The organism is Corynebacterium sp. (assembly GCF_012838985.1).
In the GTDB taxonomy this organism is placed as follows: Bacteria; Actinomycetota; Actinomycetes; order Mycobacteriales; family Mycobacteriaceae; genus Corynebacterium.
This window is the reverse complement of the sequence record NZ_DUOE01000097.1, coordinates 1-15,899: the sequence shown is the minus strand read 5'-3', so window position 1 is coordinate 15,899 and position 15,899 is coordinate 1. Positions and strand designations below refer to the sequence as shown.

Here is a 15,899-nt window from a genome sequence, read left to right as displayed (position 1 = left end):
TGGCGCGCGTGCGCTCGCTCCTGCGCCGCGCGCACGTGGACAGCACCGCCGAGCCCGAGGCCGAGAAGGAGCTCATCTTCGAGGACCTGCGGATGAACACGGAGACCCGGGAGGTCTCCCGCGGTGACCGGGCCATCAGCCTCACCCGCACGGAGTTCTCCCTGCTCAACCTGCTCATGCGGAACCCGCGCCGCGTCCTGCCGCGTTCCACCATCCTGGAGGAGGTCTGGGGCTATGACTTCCCGACCTCCGGCAACGCCCTCGAGGTCTACATCGGTTACCTGCGTCGCAAGACGGAGGCCGAGGGTGAATCCCGTCTCATCCACACGGTCCGCGGCGTCGGTTACGTCCTGCGGGAGAGCACTCCGTGACTCTGCGCCGGACGGCGCTGCACGGTCCCGCCGATCCCGCGGAGGAACAGACCCCCTCGTCGGTCGCCGCCGGACGTGCCGGCTCCTGGGCGGCCAGGACCCCGTTGCGCTGGCGTCTGGCGCTGCTGACCTTCGCCGGCGTGGCCATCGCCGTCGGTGCGATGACCGTGGTCACCTACTGGTCGGTGACTACGGCGCTGACCGCCGGCGTCGACCGTGACCTCGACTCCCAGGCGACGGTCCTGCTCAACCGGACCGTCGACCCCTTCTACCCCACCAACCTGGAGGGGGAGGTCCAGCAGTTCAAGGCGTACCACCCGGACACCCGGGTCTCCATCTCGCCTCCCGGCTGGTCCTTCTCCCGGGGTGACACGATCCCCGTCGGCGGCGAGGTCCACACCGCTGACGGGTCCGAGGGGCGTTCGGTGCGCACCGTCGGAAACGAGCGGATCCTGTCCCGCACGGACTCCGTCGGGGGCACGGTGGTCCTGGCGAAGGACATGAAGGCCACCCACGACCTGATCACCACCCTGGCCAGCGTGCTGCTCATCATCGCGGCGATGGGCACGATCCTGGCCATCGCCGCGGGCACCCTGGTGGCGGCGGCGGGACTCAAACCCCTGAAGCGTCTGCAGCGGGCCGTCGACTACGTGGCGGAGACGGATGATCTCCGCCCCATCGCGGTGAAGGGCAACGACGAGATCGCCCAGCTGACCGGGTCCTTCAACAAGATGCTCAGTTCGCTGCAGGACTCCCGCACGCGTCAGTCCCAGCTGGTGGCCGACGCCGGCCATGAGCTGAAGACGCCGCTGACGTCGATGCGCACGAACATCGAGTTCCTCATGATGCTCAACCGTCCGGGGATGGAGGGCCGCATCCCCGAGCAGGACCGGCAGGACCTGGAGCGGGACGTCCTGGCGCAGATGGAGGAGCTGTCCACCCTCATCGGTGACCTCATCGACCTCTCGCGCGAGGATGCGGGGGAGACGGCCCGCGAACCCGTCGAGCTCGACGCCGTCCTGGACTCCTCCCTGGAGAGGGTCCGCCGACGCCGCAACGACATCGACTTCGACGTCGACCTCATCCCGTGGCACCTCGTCGGCGACCAGTTCTCCCTGGGGCGCGCGACCCTCAACCTGCTCGACAACGCCGCCAAGTGGTCGCCGCCCGGGGGCGTCGTGCGAGTCCGCATGACACCGCTTTCCGACGACCGCGTGCAGCTCTCCTTCGCCGATTCCGGCCCCGGCATCTCGCCCGAGAACCGGACGCGGGTCTTCGAACGTTTCTACCGTTCCCCGGAGGCGCGGTCGCAGCCGGGCTCGGGGCTGGGGCTGGCGATCGTCAAGCAGACGGTGGTGCGGCACGGCGGTACCGTCCGTGTCGAGGAGAGCGACGACGGCGGAACCCTCGTCATCGTGGAGCTGCCCGGTAAACCGCAGGTGGAGGCATCCAGGTAACGTACAGAAATGCACCAGGGACGGCCCAGAGGGGAAGAGGACAATGACCGGTATGAATGATGACCCGACCACGAACCGCTCCTCCGGGCAGGAGGACGGCTATCAGCAGGTGACCTCTCCCTACCAGTGGCAGGCGGCGGAGGGGCCGCTGGAACCTGTGGAGGAGCACAAGGCCCCGAAGCGGACCGTCGGCCTGGGCACCGCCCTGGCGCTCATGCTGGTGGGTTCCGTCGCCTCCGGGTCCATCGTCGGGCTCGTCGCCGCGAACTCGGGCTCCGGCCCGGCTGACTCCGGGGTGGTCAACTCCCTCCGGGAGCCCAGCGCCCCGGCCCCCGACGCCCCGGTCGGCGGCGTCGAGCAGGTGGCCGCCGATGTGCTGCCCGCCGTGGTCTCCCTCCAGGTGGCCACGCGCACGAGCGCGGGGGAGGGCTCGGGGTCGATCATCTCCTCCGACGGCTACGTGCTGACGAACCACCACGTCGTCTCCGGCGCCGACAACCAGTTCGGGCAGATCAACGTGACGCTCAACGACGGCCGCACCCTCCCCGCGGACTACGTCGCCTCCGACCCCGCGACCGACATCGCGGTGGTGAAGGTCCGTGACGTCTCCGGGCTGCCCGCCGTGCAGTTCGGTGACTCCGAGCAGCTCCGGGTGGGGCAGGAGGTCGTGGCCATCGGTTCGCCGCTCGGGTTGAGCTCCACCGTGACCTCCGGCATCGTCTCGGCGCTCAACCGTCCGGTCCGGGCCTCCGACGCCGGCGGGGAGTCCTCACTCATCGACGCGATCCAGACCGACGCCGCCATCAACCCCGGAAACTCCGGTGGTCCGCTGGTGGACATGAACGGACGCATCGTCGGCATGAACTCCGTCATCGCGTCGATGAGTTCGGGCGGGGAGGCCGGTTCGATCGGTCTCGGCTTCGCGATCCCGGCCAACTTCGCCAAGCGCGTCGCGGACCAGCTCATCACCACCGGCCGGGCGTCCCATCCCATGATGGGCGTCCAGGTGGCGGGCCGGCGGGACGTCGACGGTGCGCTCATCGCGTCGGTGGAGCCGGACGGCCCGGCGGACCGGGCGGGGCTGCAGGTCGGTGATGTCGTCCGGCGCGTGGACTCGCGCAGCATCGACCACTCCGACGCCCTGGTCGCGGCCATCCGTTCCCAGGAGTTCGGGCAGACGGTCACCCTGGAAGTTCTGCAGCCCGATACGGGGCAGAGCCGACAGGTAGAGGTTACGCTGACCTCAGAGTAGATTCAGACACATTAGAAACAAGTAATTCCAGAACTTGAACGATGGAGAACACCGTGCACACCGCCGAAGAACTGCCACGTACGTCCGCGCTTCTCGACGTGGCGGACCCGGACGAGGCTTTCCTCCTGGCCACCGAACAGGAGAAGGCCGTCCCGGCCCGCCGCCGCGCCCTCGTGGTGCTCGTGTCCGACCACGTGCTCGGGTCCGGGGAGGACACCGACCGCCTGGTCACCGAGCTTCTCATGGAGGCCGGTTTCGCCGTGGACGGCGTCCTGTCCGTCCGTTCCAAGAAGTCCCAGATCCGCCAGGCGATCGAGACGGCCGTCGTCGGCGGCGTCGACCTGGTGCTCACCGTCGGTGGCACGGGCGTCGGTCCGCGGGACCGTACCCCGGAGGCCACCCGCTCGGTGCTGGATCAGCTGGTGCCCGGCATCGCCCAGGCGCTGCGTGCCTCCGGTCTGGCCTGCGGTGCGGTCGACGCCTGCACCTCACGTGGCATCTCGGGTGTCTCCGGTTCCACGGTCGTGGTCAACCTCGCGGCCTCCCGCGCGGCGGTCCGCGACGGCATGGCGACGCTGACCCCGCTGGTCCACCACGTCATCGACCAGCTGCAGAAGCACACCGTTGAGTAGTCCCCGCGAGCGGCGACCGCGTCGCCGGGTGGTGCGTCCGTCGGATGCCCCCGGCATCGACAGGGACGCAGACCGCCCGGACTCCCTGTTCGGGACTGTCCGGGCGGCCGATGATGAGAGGGAGGTCATCCTCGCCCCCGAGGTCGAGGACTCCGTCTCCGCGGAGGAGTTCTGGCGCGAGCAGCGCCCTCCGCATTACTGAGTGCTGCTGACTAGCGCTTCAGCAGGTCGCGGATCTCGGTGAGCAGCTCGACGTCGGTCGGCTGCGGCTCCTCCTCGTCCTGCTTGACTCCGCGCTTGGCGGCGGCGAGCTCGTTGAGCTTGTTCATCGGGGCGACGATGACGAAGTAGACGACGGCCGCGATGAGCAGGAAGTTGATGGCGGCGGTGATGACGGCGCCGAAGTCGAGGAACGTGGCGTCGTTGCCGGCGATGATGTGGAAGCCGAGGCCCGACATGTCGTTGTTACCGAGGGTGGCGATCAGCGGGTTGATGAGGTTGTCGGTGAAAGCAGTCACGATGGCTGTGAATGCGCCACCGATGACCACGGCAACAGCCAGGTCGATGACGTTGCCACGCATGATGAATTCCTTGAAGCCCTGGAACATCTGGGATCCTTCCGTGGAGAATCTGAAAATACTTAAGAACGAGAGCACTCTAAACCAGTTTCCCTCATTTCGGGAGAGTCGGAGTGAGAACGACCGCCAGGGGGGTGTCCAGGGACGCCGCCGCCACCCGGTGTGCGTCCTCCTCGGACAGTCCGATGAGGAGGGTGCCGGGTGACTCCCTGGTGTCCGCGAGAATCACCCTCCCACCTGTGGCGATGACGTCCGCGCCCACTCGTTCCGGCCCGTTCGTGACCACATTGACGACGTCCCCGTGATGCAGCAGCGGCAGGATTTCGGGTTCCGCGAGTCGCAACGGCACCATGGTCGTGATGTTCCCCACAAAGCTTCCGGACATGTCCGTTCCCACAAATCTGGACATCGTGACGACCTCCCCCTCCGCCGCCGCGGCGGCGATCACACGCCCCTCCACATCGGCGGGATCACGCAGCGCGGAGGAGGACAGGAGGTGCCCGGGGACGGCGACCACGCGGACGTCGTCACGCGAGACCACCTCCCCGGCGGGGACCTCCCGGGAGAACACGAGCGCCCGGGGATCGGGGGAACCGGCGTCGCGGAGGGCGAGCACGAGCGCGGTGAGCAGGAGGACGGCGGCCAGCGCCCGGCGGAGCAGGACGGAACGTCGCCAGCCGGGCGTACGGAGGACGGAGAGCAGGGTCATGCAGTATTGGACTGCCCCCGCCCCCGGAAGGTTCCCGGGTCAGGAGAAGTGGCGCACCCCGGCCGGGGTGATGGCCATGTCGACGGGCATGTCATGGTCCTCGACGGGGATGTCGTCGCGGATCTCCCCGTTGTAGAGGAGCACCGCCGTGCGGGGCGGATCATCGGACTCCGCGAACCGGGCCAGGGCACGGTCGTAGAAACCGCCGCCCTTGCCCAGGCGGATGCCCTCCGGGGAGACCCCCAGGGCGGGGATGAGGATGAGCCGGCACGAGGTGATGGCGTCCGGGCCGAGCCGCTCGCCCGTCGGCTCCGAGATGCCGAGCGCCCCCGGGGTCAGGGCCAGACGTCCCTGGTAGAGGGCCCAGTCGAGACGGCCGCCCGGGAGGGAGACCGGCAGGAGGAGGGAGGAGGCCTCGCCGTGCAGGGCATCGAGAAGCAGGGAACCCCCCGGCTCGCCCGGCAGCGGCGAGTAGGCGGCGACGGTGGTTTCGTCGGGCGTCATGGAGCGCAGGAGGGCGGCCGCGTGGGCGATGATCGCGGAGTCCTCGGCGCGGATGTCCTCCGCCGACATGTCGCGGCGTGCCTGAGTCAGCGACGCCCTCAACTTCGACTTCTTCTCCCGGATGTTCATGGCACCAAGCGTAACCGTGCGGGGTAGGGTGGTGCGTTATGAGCTTGTCATCCTCCGCCCATCCACACGGCGTCAAGACCGTCATCGTGCCGGCCGCCGGCATGGGCACCCGCTTCCTGCCCGCCACCAAGACGGTGCCGAAAGAGCTGCTGCCGGTGGTCGACACCCCGGGTATCGAGCTGATCGCAGAGGAGGCCAACGCCCTCGGAGCGTCCCGCCTGGCGGTCGTCGTCGCACCGAACAAGCAGGAGGTGCTGCGCCACTTCGAGCAGTTCCCCAACCTGGTCGAGACACTCGCCGACCGGGGCAAGACGGAGCAGGTGGAGAAGGTCCAGCGCGCCGGGAAGCTGATGAGCCCCGTCGCGGTCGAGCAGGAGAAGCCGCTCGGACTCGGCCACGCCGTCGGACTGGCGGAGAGCGTCCTCGACGAGGATGAGGACGTCGTCGCCGTCATGCTCCCCGACGATCTCGTGCTCCCCATGGGTGTGCTGGAGAAGATGGCCGCCGTCCGCGCCGAACTCGGCGGTTCCGTGCTGTGCGCCGTGGACGTGCCGCGCGAGGACGTGTTCAACTACGGCGTCTTCGACATCGAGGACATCCCCGCCGACTGCGGCCTCGACGGCAACGACGTCAAGCGCGTCGTCGGCATGGTGGAGAAGCCGGACCCGGAGGACGCCCCCTCGACCTTCGTCGCCACCGGCCGTTACCTGCTCGACCGCGGCATCTTCGACGCCCTCAAGCGCATCACGCCGGGCAAGGGCGGGGAGATCCAGCTCACCGACGCCATCGAGCTGATGATCCGGGAGGGACACCAGGTCCACATCCTGGTCCACCGCGGCAAGCGCCACGACCTGGGCAACCCCGCCGGCTACATCCCGGCCTGCGTCGATTTCGGTCTCTCCCACCCGAAGTACGGCCCGGTGCTCAAGCGTGCGATCACCGAGATCCTCGCCGAGCACGAGGCGGCGGAGACGGCCCAGACAGGTGCGGCGGGGGAGTAGAACCTGTCCCTGATCAGACAAGGAGTGTGCAGTGCGTTCCGTTGAGCAGCAGCTCGCGCTCGTCACCGATGCCGCGGTCACCCCGGAGCCCGTCCGCATCGCCATCGCTGACGCCCTCGGCCTGATGTGCGCAGAGGAGGTGCAGGCCACCCGTGCCCTGCCCGGTTTCCCGCAGGCCGCGATCGACGGTTACGCCGTGCGTGCCGTCGACGTCGGCGGCGAGAAGGGGCTGAGCCCCCGCGTCCCCGACCCGGATGCCCCGGTGGAGCCGGTCGAGCGTTCCCTGCCCGTGGTCGGCGAGGTGGCGGCGGGTTCCCAGCAGCCGATCCGTCTGCAGCCGAAGCAGGCCGTGCGCGTCCACACCGGTGCGCCGCTGCCGACGCTCGCCGACGCCGTCCTCCCCCTCGAGTGGACCGACCGGGGCCGACGCCGCGTCACCGCCCAGCGGGTCGTGCGCTCCGGTGATTTCGTGCGCCGCACCGGCGATGACATCCAGCCGGGTGACGTCGCCGTCACCGCCGGCGCGATCCTGGGGTCGGCGCAGATCGGCCTGCTGGCCGCCGTCGGCCGTTCCAAGGTGCTCGTCTACCCGCGCCCGCGTCTGTCGGTGATCTCCGTCGGCCGTGAGCTGGTGGACACCGACCGTGAGCCGGGCCTCGGCCAGATCTACGACGTCAACTCCTATGCCCTGGCCGCCGCAGGCAAGGAGGCGGGGGCCGATGTCCACCGCGTCGGCATCGCGGTGGGGGAGCCGCGTCGTCTGAAGGAGATCGTCGAGACGCAGATCCAGCGCAGCGAGGTCATCGTCATCTCCGGTGCCGTCGGCGGCGAGGGGTCCAGCCTGTTCCGTTCCGTGCTGGAGGAGCTCGGCGACATCGACACCTCGCGTGTCGCCATGCACCCGGGTTCGGTCCAGGGTTTCGGTCTGCTCGGTGCGGAGCGGATCCCCGTCTTCCTGCTGCCCAGCAACCCGGTCTCCGCGCTGGTGACCTTCGAGGTGCTGGTGCGTCCGCTCATCCGTACGTCGTTGGGCAAGCGCAACATCGCCCGCCGCGTGGTGCGCGCCCGGGCCCTCAACCACATCGCCTCCCGTGAGGGGCGGCGGGGCTTCATCCGCGCCCGCCTCATGCGGGACGCGGAGACCTCCGACTACCTCGTCGAGGGCATCGGCGCCGCCACCGGTGCGCCCGCCCACCTGCTCGCCGGCCTGGCGGAGGCCAACGCCCTCATCCGTGTGCCGGAGGAGGCGACGGAGATCCGCCCGGGGGACATCGTCGACGTGATGTTCCTGGCGCAGGGCAGTTGATCGACCCGTGTTCGACCCCTTCGGACTGGCTGCCCGGACCTTCCGGGAGCCGGGGAAAGGCCCGCGCGACCTGATCCACCCCGGATGGCCCGAATCGACGCCCACGGTCCGCCTCCCCGACGGCGGCCGGCTGCGTCTGCGTCCGCTGACCAGCCGCGACGGCGCCGACTGGCGGGAACAGCGGCTTCTCGACGAACCCCATCTCCGCCCCGTCGAGCCCACCACCCCCGACAGCTGGGAGGCCTCCCACACGTCCTCGGCGTGGTGGAACTTCTTCAGCGGTCTGCGTGACGCCAGCCGGAGCGGGCAGGTCGTGCCGCTGGTCATCGAACTCGACGGCCGTTTCGCCGGGCAGGTCACCCTGGGCACGATCCAGCACGGCAGCATCTCGGAGTGCTGGATCGGCTACTGGGTGTTCTCCGCGGCGCAGGGCAGGGGCGTGGCCACCGCGGCGTGCGCGCTGGGCACGGACCATGCTTTCCGACGCGTCGGCCTCCACCGCGTCACCGCCACCTATCTGCCCGACAACCCGGCGTCCGGCCGGGTGCTCGCGCTCAACGGTTTCCGGGATGAGGGGTACCTGCGCGGGAACCTGCACATCGACGGCCGGTGGCGTGACCACCACTTCGTGGCACAGAATGTCGAGGATCACCGGGAGTCGTGCGTCGAGAGGTTGCGTCGTGGTGGCCGATTGCGGTGAAACACTCCGGCGTGGCAGGAGGCACACCTGCCGTCACGTCGATACCCTTGACTGGAATCCCTGTCCCCGTCCGAGGAAGGTGCACGACACGTGTCCAATGGCCTGATCATCATCCTGATCATCGTGGTGTGGCTGTTCGTGCTGGCCCCGCTGCTGATGCGTGGGCAGAAGTCGATCCGCCGCGCCGGTGAGGGCTTCGACGACACCCGCGTCATCCACGAGGGCGGCTCCGGCGACCTGCCGGCCCGTCGTCGTCCGCGGCTCACCGCCGCCGACGTCCGTCCCACCCCCGAGACCACCGTCGAGGAGGAGGACCTGGAGCTCGTCGGCGCCGACGAGGTGCTCATCGACGATGACCTCACCCGTCCCTCCCGCAGCTTCCGTGGGCTGTTCACCCGGCAGACGGGGGAGGAGGCCGACGCCGGCCCCGGCACCGACACTGGCCTGGACGCGGAGCAGGAGATTGAGGTCGTCGACGGCGACATCGTCCACGAGCTCGAGGCCGGCCCCCGCGTGGAGGCCGACGAGGAGGACTCCACCGTCGTCGTCGCCGCCGTCGAGGAGCCGGAGGACGAGTGGGACGAGGAGACCACCTACGCCTACGACGACTCCTACACCTCCCCGGGGGACCTCATGTACCCGGACTCGGTGGACTCCGTCGTGGAGGTCCTGGACACCGACGAACACGAGGACGCCACCCGTACCGGGGAGGCCGATGAGATCGGGGACGCGGACATGCTGGAGGATCTGGACGACCTGGACGGTGACCTCTCCGAGGAGGACATCGAGTTCGCCGAGCACCGCGCCGGACGCGGCGGCTGGGACCCGGTCGCCGACGCCGAGTACTCCCTGACCCGCTACCAGCGACGTCAGCGCACCCTCATCGGGCTGGGCACCGCCGTCGTGCTCACCGCCATCCTGGCGTTCCTGCTCGGTGGCTGGGCCTGGGCCCTCGCCGGCGTCACGGTGGCCGTCTCCGGCGCCTACCTCATGGCCCTGCGCACCCAGGTCCGCGAGGAGCAGGCCCTGCGTGCCCGCCGTATCCGTCAGCTGCGTCGCGCCCGCTTAGGGGTGCTCAACGCCGCCGATGAGGAGCTGGCCATCCCGCGCCACCTCCGCCACCCCGGCGCGGTCGTCCTCGAGCGTGACGACGAGTCCCCCGACTTCGACCACCTGCCCCTCGGCGAGCTGCACCTCCACGAGGAGCCGTCCCCGGAGCCGCGCGGTTTCCGCCGCCCGGACCGCTTCCACGACGACCGTCGCGTGGGCTAGTTCTTCCTTCCACGCAGCACGCTGTCCCCCGACCAGGCGTGCCGGGAGTGTGGCACGCAGCGGCTGGGCATGCAGCGGTGACTTGTGACCGGTAGCCGTCGCCCCCGGCGATGCTGAGGCCATGAGAAACAGATACATCGTCATCGGCATCGGCCTGTTCCTCATCGGGCAGGGAGTCTACTTCGCGTTCGACGCCTTCACCGGGACCGGATGGGACATCTTCGTCCTGGTCAGCCTGATCCCCGTGATCGTCGGAGTGATCATGATCTTCGTCGGCTGGGGCCTCGGGTCCCCCGCACCGACGTCGAATGCGCGGCTGGGGGTCGGCAGCGTCGAGAAGATCACCTCGACGGGACTGTCCGTCAACGACGTCCCGCAGTACCGCCTCACCCTCCGGGTGCGCGGCGCCGACCTCCAGGAATTCACCGGCCAGCTGTCCTTGTTCATCCACCCGCACGAACTCGGCACCTTCGCCCGGGGAACGGTCCTGCCCGTCGCCTACGAGCCGGAGAAGCCGCAGAAGCTCCTGGAGGTACCGGACGACCGGATGGAGGAGGCGCAGGAGATGTACCACCGCCAGCGGGTGCTCATGGGTCTGGCCGATCCGCGGGGTCCGGAGATCCACTCCCGCGGAACGGCGACCACCGGTGTCATCATGGCTGTGACCCCGACCGGGGAGATCCGTCAGGGACACACCGGGTTGGAGATCACGGTGCGGTTCCGGAACCTCGGTGGGGTACTCGTGGACCGCAGCACAGTGACCTTCCTGCAGCCCTCGATGCTCCCGAAGTTCACGATCGGCCATCAGGTCGAGGTGTTCCACCTGCCCGAGGACGATACGCAGTTCTCCTTCGCGGTGGATACCATCGACGTGACATCCGTAGCGGAGTAACGTGTGACAGCAGTTCCACTCCCGGAGCATCCGGGGCTGTAGCTCAGTTGGTAGAGCGTCGCGTTCGCAACGCGAAGGTCAGGGGTTCGACTCCCCTCAGCTCCACGGAACGTCGGCCCCTCGCGATCGTGGTCGGCACCGAGTTGGTGAGCGGTAGGCGCGAAGGTTTCTTAACCTCAGGTCATGTTCTCCAGAAACATTTCCAACATCATCGGCATCGTACTCATCGTGGCGGGTCTCGGACTCTCCCTCTACCTCTTCCTGCAGACCGGGTCGGTCGAGTCGGCAGGCTTCGGTCTCGTCCCGGTCGTCCTCGGCTGGATCATGATCGAGATTCCGGACAAGCAGGATGTCCTGGACGAGTTCGATGAGCTCGATGCGCTCCTGGACTTCGCGGTGGAGCCCGATTTCCCGGCGGGGGCCCTCCTCGGGATGGGCACGGTGGTGGATGTCGAGCGCACCGGCGTGATGGTCAACGACATCCCCCCAGTACCGTCTCACCCTCCGGGTCCGGGACGCTGACATGCAGGAGTTCACCGGACACCTGGAGCAGCTGGTCTCGTCCCACGAGATCCGTTCCGTCAGCCCCGGCGTGGTCATGCCCGTGGGCTACGAGCCGGAGAATCCGGCCGAGCTCTACACCGTCCCCGGGGACCGGCAGGAGGAGGTGCAGGACCTCTTCAACCGCCAGCAGGAGCAGCTGGGACTGACCGATCCGCGGGCGGCTGAGGTGCGCGAGCGTGGGGTGCCGGTCACCGGGGTCGTCATGTCGATGACGCCGACCGGGGAGATCCGTCACGGGTACACCGGGATGGAGACCACGGTGCGGTTCACCAACCTCCACGGGGACATGGTCGAGCGGTGCAAGGGGATGTTCGTCCCGCCGTCCGTGGTGGACCAGCTGGGTGTCGGCCGGCAGGTGCAGCTGCGGGTCCTCCCGGAGGATGACACCCAGCTGGTCCTGGAGGTCCGCCCGGCGGGCGACACCGCGGTCAGGTGACTACCCCCAGACCCCCGAGGTCCCGCGCCGGTGCGAATCGAGCAGGTGGGTGTCCACCACGCCGATGGCCTCCATGAGCGCGAAACACATCACAGGCCCGACGAAGGTGAAACCCGCCTTCCGGAGGGCCTTCGCCATGTCCTCGGATTCGGGGGAGCGGCTGGGGATGTCCGCCGGTGTGCGCGGCAGGAGGTTCTCCTCCGGCTGGTGGGACCAGACGAGGTCGACGAGCCCGCCGTGCTCCCGCAGCGCGACCGTCGCCCGGGCGTTGCGGATCACCGCCTCGATCTTGCGTCGGTTGCGGATGATCTCACGGTTGTCCAGGAGCTTCTCGACGTCCCCCTCGTCGAACTCCGCCACCACGTCCGGATCGAAACCGGCGAAGGCGGCGCGGAAGCCCTCCCGCTTGCGCAGGACGAGTTCCCAGGACAGTCCGGCCTGGAAGGTCTCGAGGGACAGCCGCTCGAAGAGGCCCTGTTCGGTGCGGACGGGCATGCCCCATTCGGTGTCGTAGTAGTGGCGGAGGAGGTCGGTGGTGGCGGCCCAGGCGGGGCGGGCGAGGCCGTCGGAGCCGATGATGAGGTCGTCTGTCACGGTGTCAGTCACGTCCTATTGGACTGTCCCCGGCGCTCAAAGGTTCCCCCGGACACGCTTTTCATGCTCGAGGAGCCAGGTCTTGGCGTCGAGGCCGCCGCGGTAGCCGCCCAGGGTGCCGTCGGCACGCAGGACGCGGTGGCAGGGGCGGATGACCGGGACGGGATTGGTGGCGCAGGCGGACCCCACGGCGCGCACGGCCCGCGGGTTCCCGCAGAGCGCGGCGAGTTCGGTGTAGGAGACGGTCTCCCCGTAGGGGATGTCCTCTAGGGCGGCCTGGGCCCGGGCACGGAAACCGTCGCCGGGGAGGTCGAGGGGGACGTCGAAAAGCAGGCGGCGGCCGGCGAAGTAGTCGGTGAGCTGGGCGGCGACGTCGAGAAGCAGTGGTGTCTCGGGGCCGGGGTCCCCACCGAAGTCGATGGACGTCAGACCACGGTCGGTGCCGCGCAGAACGAGGGGTCCGATGGGTGTGTCGATGAGCATGCGGGCTCCCGTCAGCGGGGGTCGGGGTGTTTCGGGGTAGTCTAATCGCATGGACAAACCGGCCGTGAGGGATGCTGCGCTGCTGCTGTTGCGTATCGTCCTCGGCACAGTGTTCGTCGCCCACGGGTGGGACAAGCTCATGATCACCGGCCTCACCGGGACCACCGGACAGTTCAGCGACTGGGGGGTACCGCAGCCGCAGCTGTCGGCGTGGCTCGTCATGGCCGTCGAACTGCTCGGCGGCGCGCTGCTCGTGGTGGGACTGCTCACCACGCTCATCGCGGGTCTGCTGGCGCTGCTCATGGTTGCGGCGGTGTGGCTCGTCCACCTGGACGCCGGGTTCTTCACAGCCCATGGTGGAGTCGAGTACCCGGTCGTCATGCTGGCGGCGCTGATCATCATCGTGGTGTTCGGATCCGGCCGGGTGAGCCTTGATGGAGTGTTGACACGTGATTGACCACGACCAGGTGCAGGCGGCACTCTCCGCCCGGATCGACGGCGAACCGACGCCGCTGGACGACGACATCATCGACGCGCACCTCGCCGGCTGCGCCCGCTGCCGTCAGTTCCACGACGAGGCACTGGCGCTCAGCCGTCGCCTGCGGTTCATCGACCCCGCCGACGGGGGTATGACCCCGCCCGCCGACCTCTCCGAGGTGATCATGGCGGGCGTCGAACCCGAGTGGCGGCGCACCGCGAACGCCCGCATGGTCGGCCTCGTCGTGGCCCGCCTGCTGCTCGTCATCGCGGGCGTCCTCTGGGTGGTCTGGGGCATGCAGATGCTCAATCAGGCCGGAGGTCTCAACCCCGTCGGCGTGGAGGGTGTCGTCTTCCCGGACGCTGACCCGCAGACCGCCACGCTGCTGGTCAATGCCGCCGCCATGCGTTTCTCGCTGGCGCTCGGCCTGTTCACGGTGGCCTGGAAACCGCGTCTGGTGTCCCCGCTGCTCGTGGTGGTCGGCGCGCTGTGGACCTTCATGTTCGGCTTCCTGGTGCGTGACGTGGTGCTCGACACCGTCGCCGCCGGGCAGGTGATGGGCCTGCTGCTGCTTTTCTTCACGCTCATCGCCATGGCGTGGACCTGGCTGAGCCACCACGGCTTCGTGGTGCTGCGCGCCGGATGGCGGGAGCTGGGCGCGAACCCGGTGTAGGCCGGACCCCGCCCCCGCCCCTTCAGGTCAGGTCCAGCTCGGCAGCCACATGAGCGACTGGTACCAGGACTCCGGCACCAGGTAGCCGTAGAGGATCGGCGACCAGTACAGGAATGACGCCAGCACCAGCGACAGGTAGACGATGACCGCGACGGTGCCCCAGCGGATCTCCCCGGCGGCCAGGCGGCGCAGCCACGGCCACTGCACCGGGGTGCCGCGCCCGTGCAGCTGCCCGAGCGTCAGGGCCAGCATCGCGATGATGAAGGGCGACAGCGCGGTGGCGTAGAAGAAGTACATCTGGCGGTCGTAGCCGATGAGCCAGGGGATGAAGCCCGCGGCGAAGGCGACGACGGGGATGAGGAAACGCCGGTCGCGGCGGATGACCAGGCACCACACGGCCCACAGCAGGACGGGCACGGTGAGCCACCAGATGGCGGGCGTGCCGAAGAGGTAGATCATGCGGCGGCACTCGCCCCCGAGGGAGCAGTCGATGTCGGTGGAGGAGAAGTAGAGGATCGGGCGGGAGGCGACGAGCCAGGACCACGGCTTCGAGTCCCAGGGGTGGGAGTGGCCTCCGGAGGTGGTCAGGGAGGCGTGGAAGCTGAGCACCGACTGGTGGTAGTGCCAGAACCCCGCCGCCCAGTCGGGGAGCAGTTTGCGGAGGATCCCGGCCTCCATCTGCCCGTCGACCTTCGCGTGGCGGTAGACGGAGGTCTCACTGGCGAACCAGGCGCGCCAGCTCCACAGGTAGAGCAGCACGGGGACGATGACCAGGGAGGCGAAGGCGGGGACGGCGTCGCGGACCAGCGCCCCGAGGAGGGGGCGGCGGACGGCGTAACGACGCCGCAGGGCGGCGTCCATGAACACCGCCATGAGCCCGAAGAAGGCCATGTAGTACAGGCCCGACCACTTCACGCCGAGGGACAGTCCGAGGGCCACGCCGGCGGTGAAACGCCACCAGCGGAAGCCCAGGCGCGGGCCCAGGGGGGAGGTGCCCATCCGGTCGTCGAGCCAGGCGGCGTGGAGGCGGGCGCGTACCTGTTCATGGTCGTTGACCAGCGCCAGCGCGGCGGCCACGATGAACATCACCTGGAAGATGTCGAGCATGCCGAAGCGGGAAGAGACGAGGAGGACGCCGTCGAGAACCGCGATCAGCCCGGCGAACGTCGCCACCTGCCAGTTGCCGGCCAGTCGTCGGACCAGCAGCATCGTCAGGACCACCGTCGCCGCGCCGGAGAGCGCGACCATGACACGCCACCCCAGCGGCGTGTAGCCGAAGACCATCTCGCCGAGGGCGAGCAGCTGCTTGCCCAGCGGCGGGTGCACGACCAGGCCGTAACCGGGGTTGGACTCGATGCCGCCGATGAGGGGGTTGACCGCAGAGCGCACCATGTCCCACGCCTGCGGGACGTAGTGCTTCTCGTCGAAGACCGGGGTGCCGGAGGACACCGCCGTGGTCAATCCGACGAAGCGGGTGAACAGGGCGAGGACGGCGATGACCAGGGTGCTCACGGTGTCGGCACGGGTCCACCCCCAGGTCCGGGGGGTCACCGGGCGGACACGGCGGGCGTGACGGGGAGTTGCGACGGCGGTGCTCACCCGACTGAGTCTAGGATACGACCCCCACCGCGGGGTCTAGCATGGCAGTCATGGTCATTCCTGCCCCGCTTCTGCCCACCCGTGGTGTGGTGCTCGCCGCGACGCCGCTCGGCAACGTCGGTGACGCCTCGCCGCGTCTGCGCGCCGCCCTCGCCGGCGCCGACGTCATCGCCGCCGAGGACACCCGCCGCGTGCGCAACCTCGCCGCCGCCCTCGGGGTGGAGATCACGGGCCGGGTCGTCTCCAACTTCGACCACAACGAGGAGGGG

20 protein-coding genes, 1 tRNA gene and 1 pseudogene are annotated in these 15,899 nt (G+C 69.2%); 16 read left to right on the top strand and 6 right to left on the bottom strand.

The genetic code is table 11. The annotated features are described in order from the left end of the window. The 5 genes from GXZ33_RS05690 to GXZ33_RS05670 all read left to right on the top strand — a co-directional run. Positions 1–371: response regulator transcription factor (locus GXZ33_RS05690; protein WP_291339899.1), on the top strand; the 371-nt coding region annotated here is incomplete at its 5' end. Further along, positions 368–1,828, top strand: coding sequence for a HAMP domain-containing sensor histidine kinase (locus tag GXZ33_RS05685; protein ID WP_291339898.1), 1,461 nt, complete (start codon positions 368–370; stop codon positions 1,826–1,828). The genes GXZ33_RS05690 and GXZ33_RS05685, both read left to right, overlap by 4 nt. Positions 1,829–1,880: 52 nt before the next feature. Further along, a complete protein-coding gene (locus tag GXZ33_RS05680) occupies positions 1,881–3,080 on the top strand; it encodes a trypsin-like peptidase domain-containing protein (protein ID WP_363236976.1) in 1,200 nt (399 codons plus the stop codon). 41 nt (positions 3,081–3,121) lie between these two features. After that, entirely contained in the window at positions 3,122–3,712 is a 591-nt protein-coding gene (locus GXZ33_RS05675; protein WP_291339896.1) for a MogA/MoaB family molybdenum cofactor biosynthesis protein, read from the top strand. Beyond that, positions 3,705–3,914 carry a hypothetical protein gene (locus tag GXZ33_RS05670; RefSeq protein WP_291339895.1) on the top strand — a complete coding sequence of 70 codons (210 nt, stop codon included), beginning with the start codon at positions 3,705–3,707 and terminating at the stop codon, positions 3,912–3,914. Before GXZ33_RS05675 ends, GXZ33_RS05670 begins: the two co-directional genes overlap by 8 nt. A gap of 10 nt (positions 3,915–3,924) precedes the next feature. Here the strand turns inward: GXZ33_RS05670 and mscL are convergent, their stop codons facing one another. The 3 genes from mscL to GXZ33_RS05655 all read right to left on the bottom strand — a co-directional run bounded on the left by mscL (position 3,925) and on the right by GXZ33_RS05655 (position 5,632). Continuing rightward, positions 3,925–4,320, bottom strand: a complete 396-nt coding sequence (gene mscL / locus GXZ33_RS05665) for a large-conductance mechanosensitive channel protein MscL (RefSeq protein WP_291339894.1) — start codon at positions 4,318–4,320, stop codon at positions 3,925–3,927. 64 nt (positions 4,321–4,384) lie between these two features. Continuing rightward, positions 4,385–4,999, bottom strand: a complete 615-nt coding sequence (locus GXZ33_RS05660; RefSeq protein WP_291339893.1) for an SAF domain-containing protein — start codon at positions 4,997–4,999, stop codon at positions 4,385–4,387. A gap of 39 nt (positions 5,000–5,038) precedes the next feature. Further along, complete coding sequence (locus GXZ33_RS05655; RefSeq protein ID WP_291339892.1) at positions 5,039–5,632, bottom strand: 5-formyltetrahydrofolate cyclo-ligase; 594 nt, start codon at positions 5,630–5,632, stop codon at positions 5,039–5,041. A 38-nt stretch (positions 5,633–5,670) separates the two neighbouring features. Between GXZ33_RS05655 and GXZ33_RS05650 the strand changes: the two genes are divergently transcribed. The 8 genes from GXZ33_RS05650 to GXZ33_RS05615 all read left to right on the top strand — a co-directional run bounded on the left by GXZ33_RS05650 (position 5,671) and on the right by GXZ33_RS05615 (position 11,803). Continuing rightward, on the top strand, positions 5,671–6,633 hold the full coding sequence (locus GXZ33_RS05650) for a UTP--glucose-1-phosphate uridylyltransferase (RefSeq protein WP_291339891.1): 963 nt from the start codon (positions 5,671–5,673) through the stop codon (positions 6,631–6,633). 31 nt (positions 6,634–6,664) lie between these two features. Then, the gene (glp, locus tag GXZ33_RS05645; RefSeq protein WP_291339890.1) at positions 6,665–7,939 is read left to right on the top strand and encodes a gephyrin-like molybdotransferase Glp; all 1,275 of its coding nucleotides are present in this window, start codon (positions 6,665–6,667) and stop codon (positions 7,937–7,939) included. Between the two features lie 7 nt (positions 7,940–7,946). After that, positions 7,947–8,639: a GNAT family protein gene (locus GXZ33_RS05640; RefSeq protein ID WP_291339889.1), complete on the top strand. Its 693-nt coding sequence runs from the start codon at positions 7,947–7,949 to the stop codon at positions 8,637–8,639. Between the two features lie 90 nt (positions 8,640–8,729). After that, positions 8,730–9,911 carry a gephyrin-like molybdotransferase receptor GlpR gene (gene glpR / locus GXZ33_RS05635; protein WP_291339888.1) on the top strand — a complete coding sequence of 394 codons (1,182 nt, stop codon included), beginning with the start codon at positions 8,730–8,732 and terminating at the stop codon, positions 9,909–9,911. 121 nt (positions 9,912–10,032) lie between these two features. After that, positions 10,033–10,803, top strand: coding sequence for a hypothetical protein (locus tag GXZ33_RS05630; protein ID WP_291339887.1), 771 nt, complete (start codon positions 10,033–10,035; stop codon positions 10,801–10,803). A 32-nt stretch (positions 10,804–10,835) separates the two neighbouring features. Then, a tRNA-Ala gene (locus GXZ33_RS05625) sits at positions 10,836–10,908 on the top strand. A 78-nt stretch (positions 10,909–10,986) separates the two neighbouring features. Next, positions 10,987–11,325 (top strand): hypothetical protein, encoded by a 339-nt coding sequence (locus GXZ33_RS05620; protein WP_291339886.1) that lies wholly within the window; start codon positions 10,987–10,989, stop codon positions 11,323–11,325. Position 11,326: 1 nt separating this feature from the next. Beyond that, complete coding sequence (locus tag GXZ33_RS05615; RefSeq protein ID WP_291339885.1) at positions 11,327–11,803, top strand: hypothetical protein; 477 nt, start codon at positions 11,327–11,329, stop codon at positions 11,801–11,803. Here the strand turns inward: GXZ33_RS05615 and GXZ33_RS05610 are convergent, their stop codons facing one another. Continuing rightward, complete coding sequence (locus tag GXZ33_RS05610; RefSeq protein ID WP_291339884.1) at positions 11,804–12,409, bottom strand: DNA-3-methyladenine glycosylase I; 606 nt, start codon at positions 12,407–12,409, stop codon at positions 11,804–11,806. It abuts the gene before it with no gap. Between the two features lie 24 nt (positions 12,410–12,433). Then, positions 12,434–12,880 (bottom strand): methylated-DNA--[protein]-cysteine S-methyltransferase, encoded by a 447-nt coding sequence (locus GXZ33_RS05605; protein ID WP_291339883.1) that lies wholly within the window; start codon positions 12,878–12,880, stop codon positions 12,434–12,436. A gap of 49 nt (positions 12,881–12,929) precedes the next feature. Between GXZ33_RS05605 and GXZ33_RS05600 the strand changes: the two genes are divergently transcribed. Beyond that, on the top strand, positions 12,930–13,337 hold the full coding sequence (locus GXZ33_RS05600; RefSeq protein WP_291339882.1) for a DoxX family protein: 408 nt from the start codon (positions 12,930–12,932) through the stop codon (positions 13,335–13,337). Beyond that, complete coding sequence (locus GXZ33_RS05595; RefSeq protein ID WP_291339881.1) at positions 13,330–14,031, top strand: zf-HC2 domain-containing protein; 702 nt, start codon at positions 13,330–13,332, stop codon at positions 14,029–14,031. Before GXZ33_RS05600 ends, GXZ33_RS05595 begins: the two co-directional genes overlap by 8 nt. A 27-nt stretch (positions 14,032–14,058) precedes the next feature. Here GXZ33_RS05595 and GXZ33_RS05590 read toward each other — a convergent pair whose 3' ends face one another. Then, entirely contained in the window at positions 14,059–15,630 is a 1,572-nt protein-coding gene (locus GXZ33_RS05590) for a phospholipid carrier-dependent glycosyltransferase (RefSeq protein WP_291339880.1), read from the bottom strand. A gap of 41 nt (positions 15,631–15,671) precedes the next feature. On the opposite strand from GXZ33_RS05590, the pseudogene GXZ33_RS05585 reads away from it, so the two are divergent. Then, a pseudogene (locus GXZ33_RS05585) lies at positions 15,672–15,899 on the top strand (16S rRNA (cytidine(1402)-2'-O)-methyltransferase); the annotation flags it as partial.

Coding starts and splice junctions, on each gene's coding strand:
- GXZ33_RS05680 (WP_363236976.1), top strand. CDS start 1,881: ATGAATGATGACCCGACCACGAACCGCTCCTCCGGGCAGGAGGACGGC.
- GXZ33_RS05675 (WP_291339896.1), top strand. CDS start 3,122: ATGGAGAACACCGTGCACACCGCCGAAGAACTGCCACGTACGTCCGCG.
- mscL (WP_291339894.1), bottom strand. CDS start 4,320: ATGTTCCAGGGCTTCAAGGAATTCATCATGCGTGGCAACGTCATCGAC.
- GXZ33_RS05660 (WP_291339893.1), bottom strand. CDS start 4,999: ATGACCCTGCTCTCCGTCCTCCGTACGCCCGGCTGGCGACGTTCCGTC.
- GXZ33_RS05655 (WP_291339892.1), bottom strand. CDS start 5,632: ATGAACATCCGGGAGAAGAAGTCGAAGTTGAGGGCGTCGCTGACTCAG.
- GXZ33_RS05650 (WP_291339891.1), top strand. CDS start 5,671: ATGAGCTTGTCATCCTCCGCCCATCCACACGGCGTCAAGACCGTCATC.
- GXZ33_RS05630 (WP_291339887.1), top strand. CDS start 10,033: ATGAGAAACAGATACATCGTCATCGGCATCGGCCTGTTCCTCATCGGG.
- GXZ33_RS05620 (WP_291339886.1), top strand. CDS start 10,987: ATGTTCTCCAGAAACATTTCCAACATCATCGGCATCGTACTCATCGTG.
- GXZ33_RS05615 (WP_291339885.1), top strand. CDS start 11,327: ATGCAGGAGTTCACCGGACACCTGGAGCAGCTGGTCTCGTCCCACGAG.
- GXZ33_RS05605 (WP_291339883.1), bottom strand. CDS start 12,880: ATGCTCATCGACACACCCATCGGACCCCTCGTTCTGCGCGGCACCGAC.
- GXZ33_RS05600 (WP_291339882.1), top strand. CDS start 12,930: ATGGACAAACCGGCCGTGAGGGATGCTGCGCTGCTGCTGTTGCGTATC.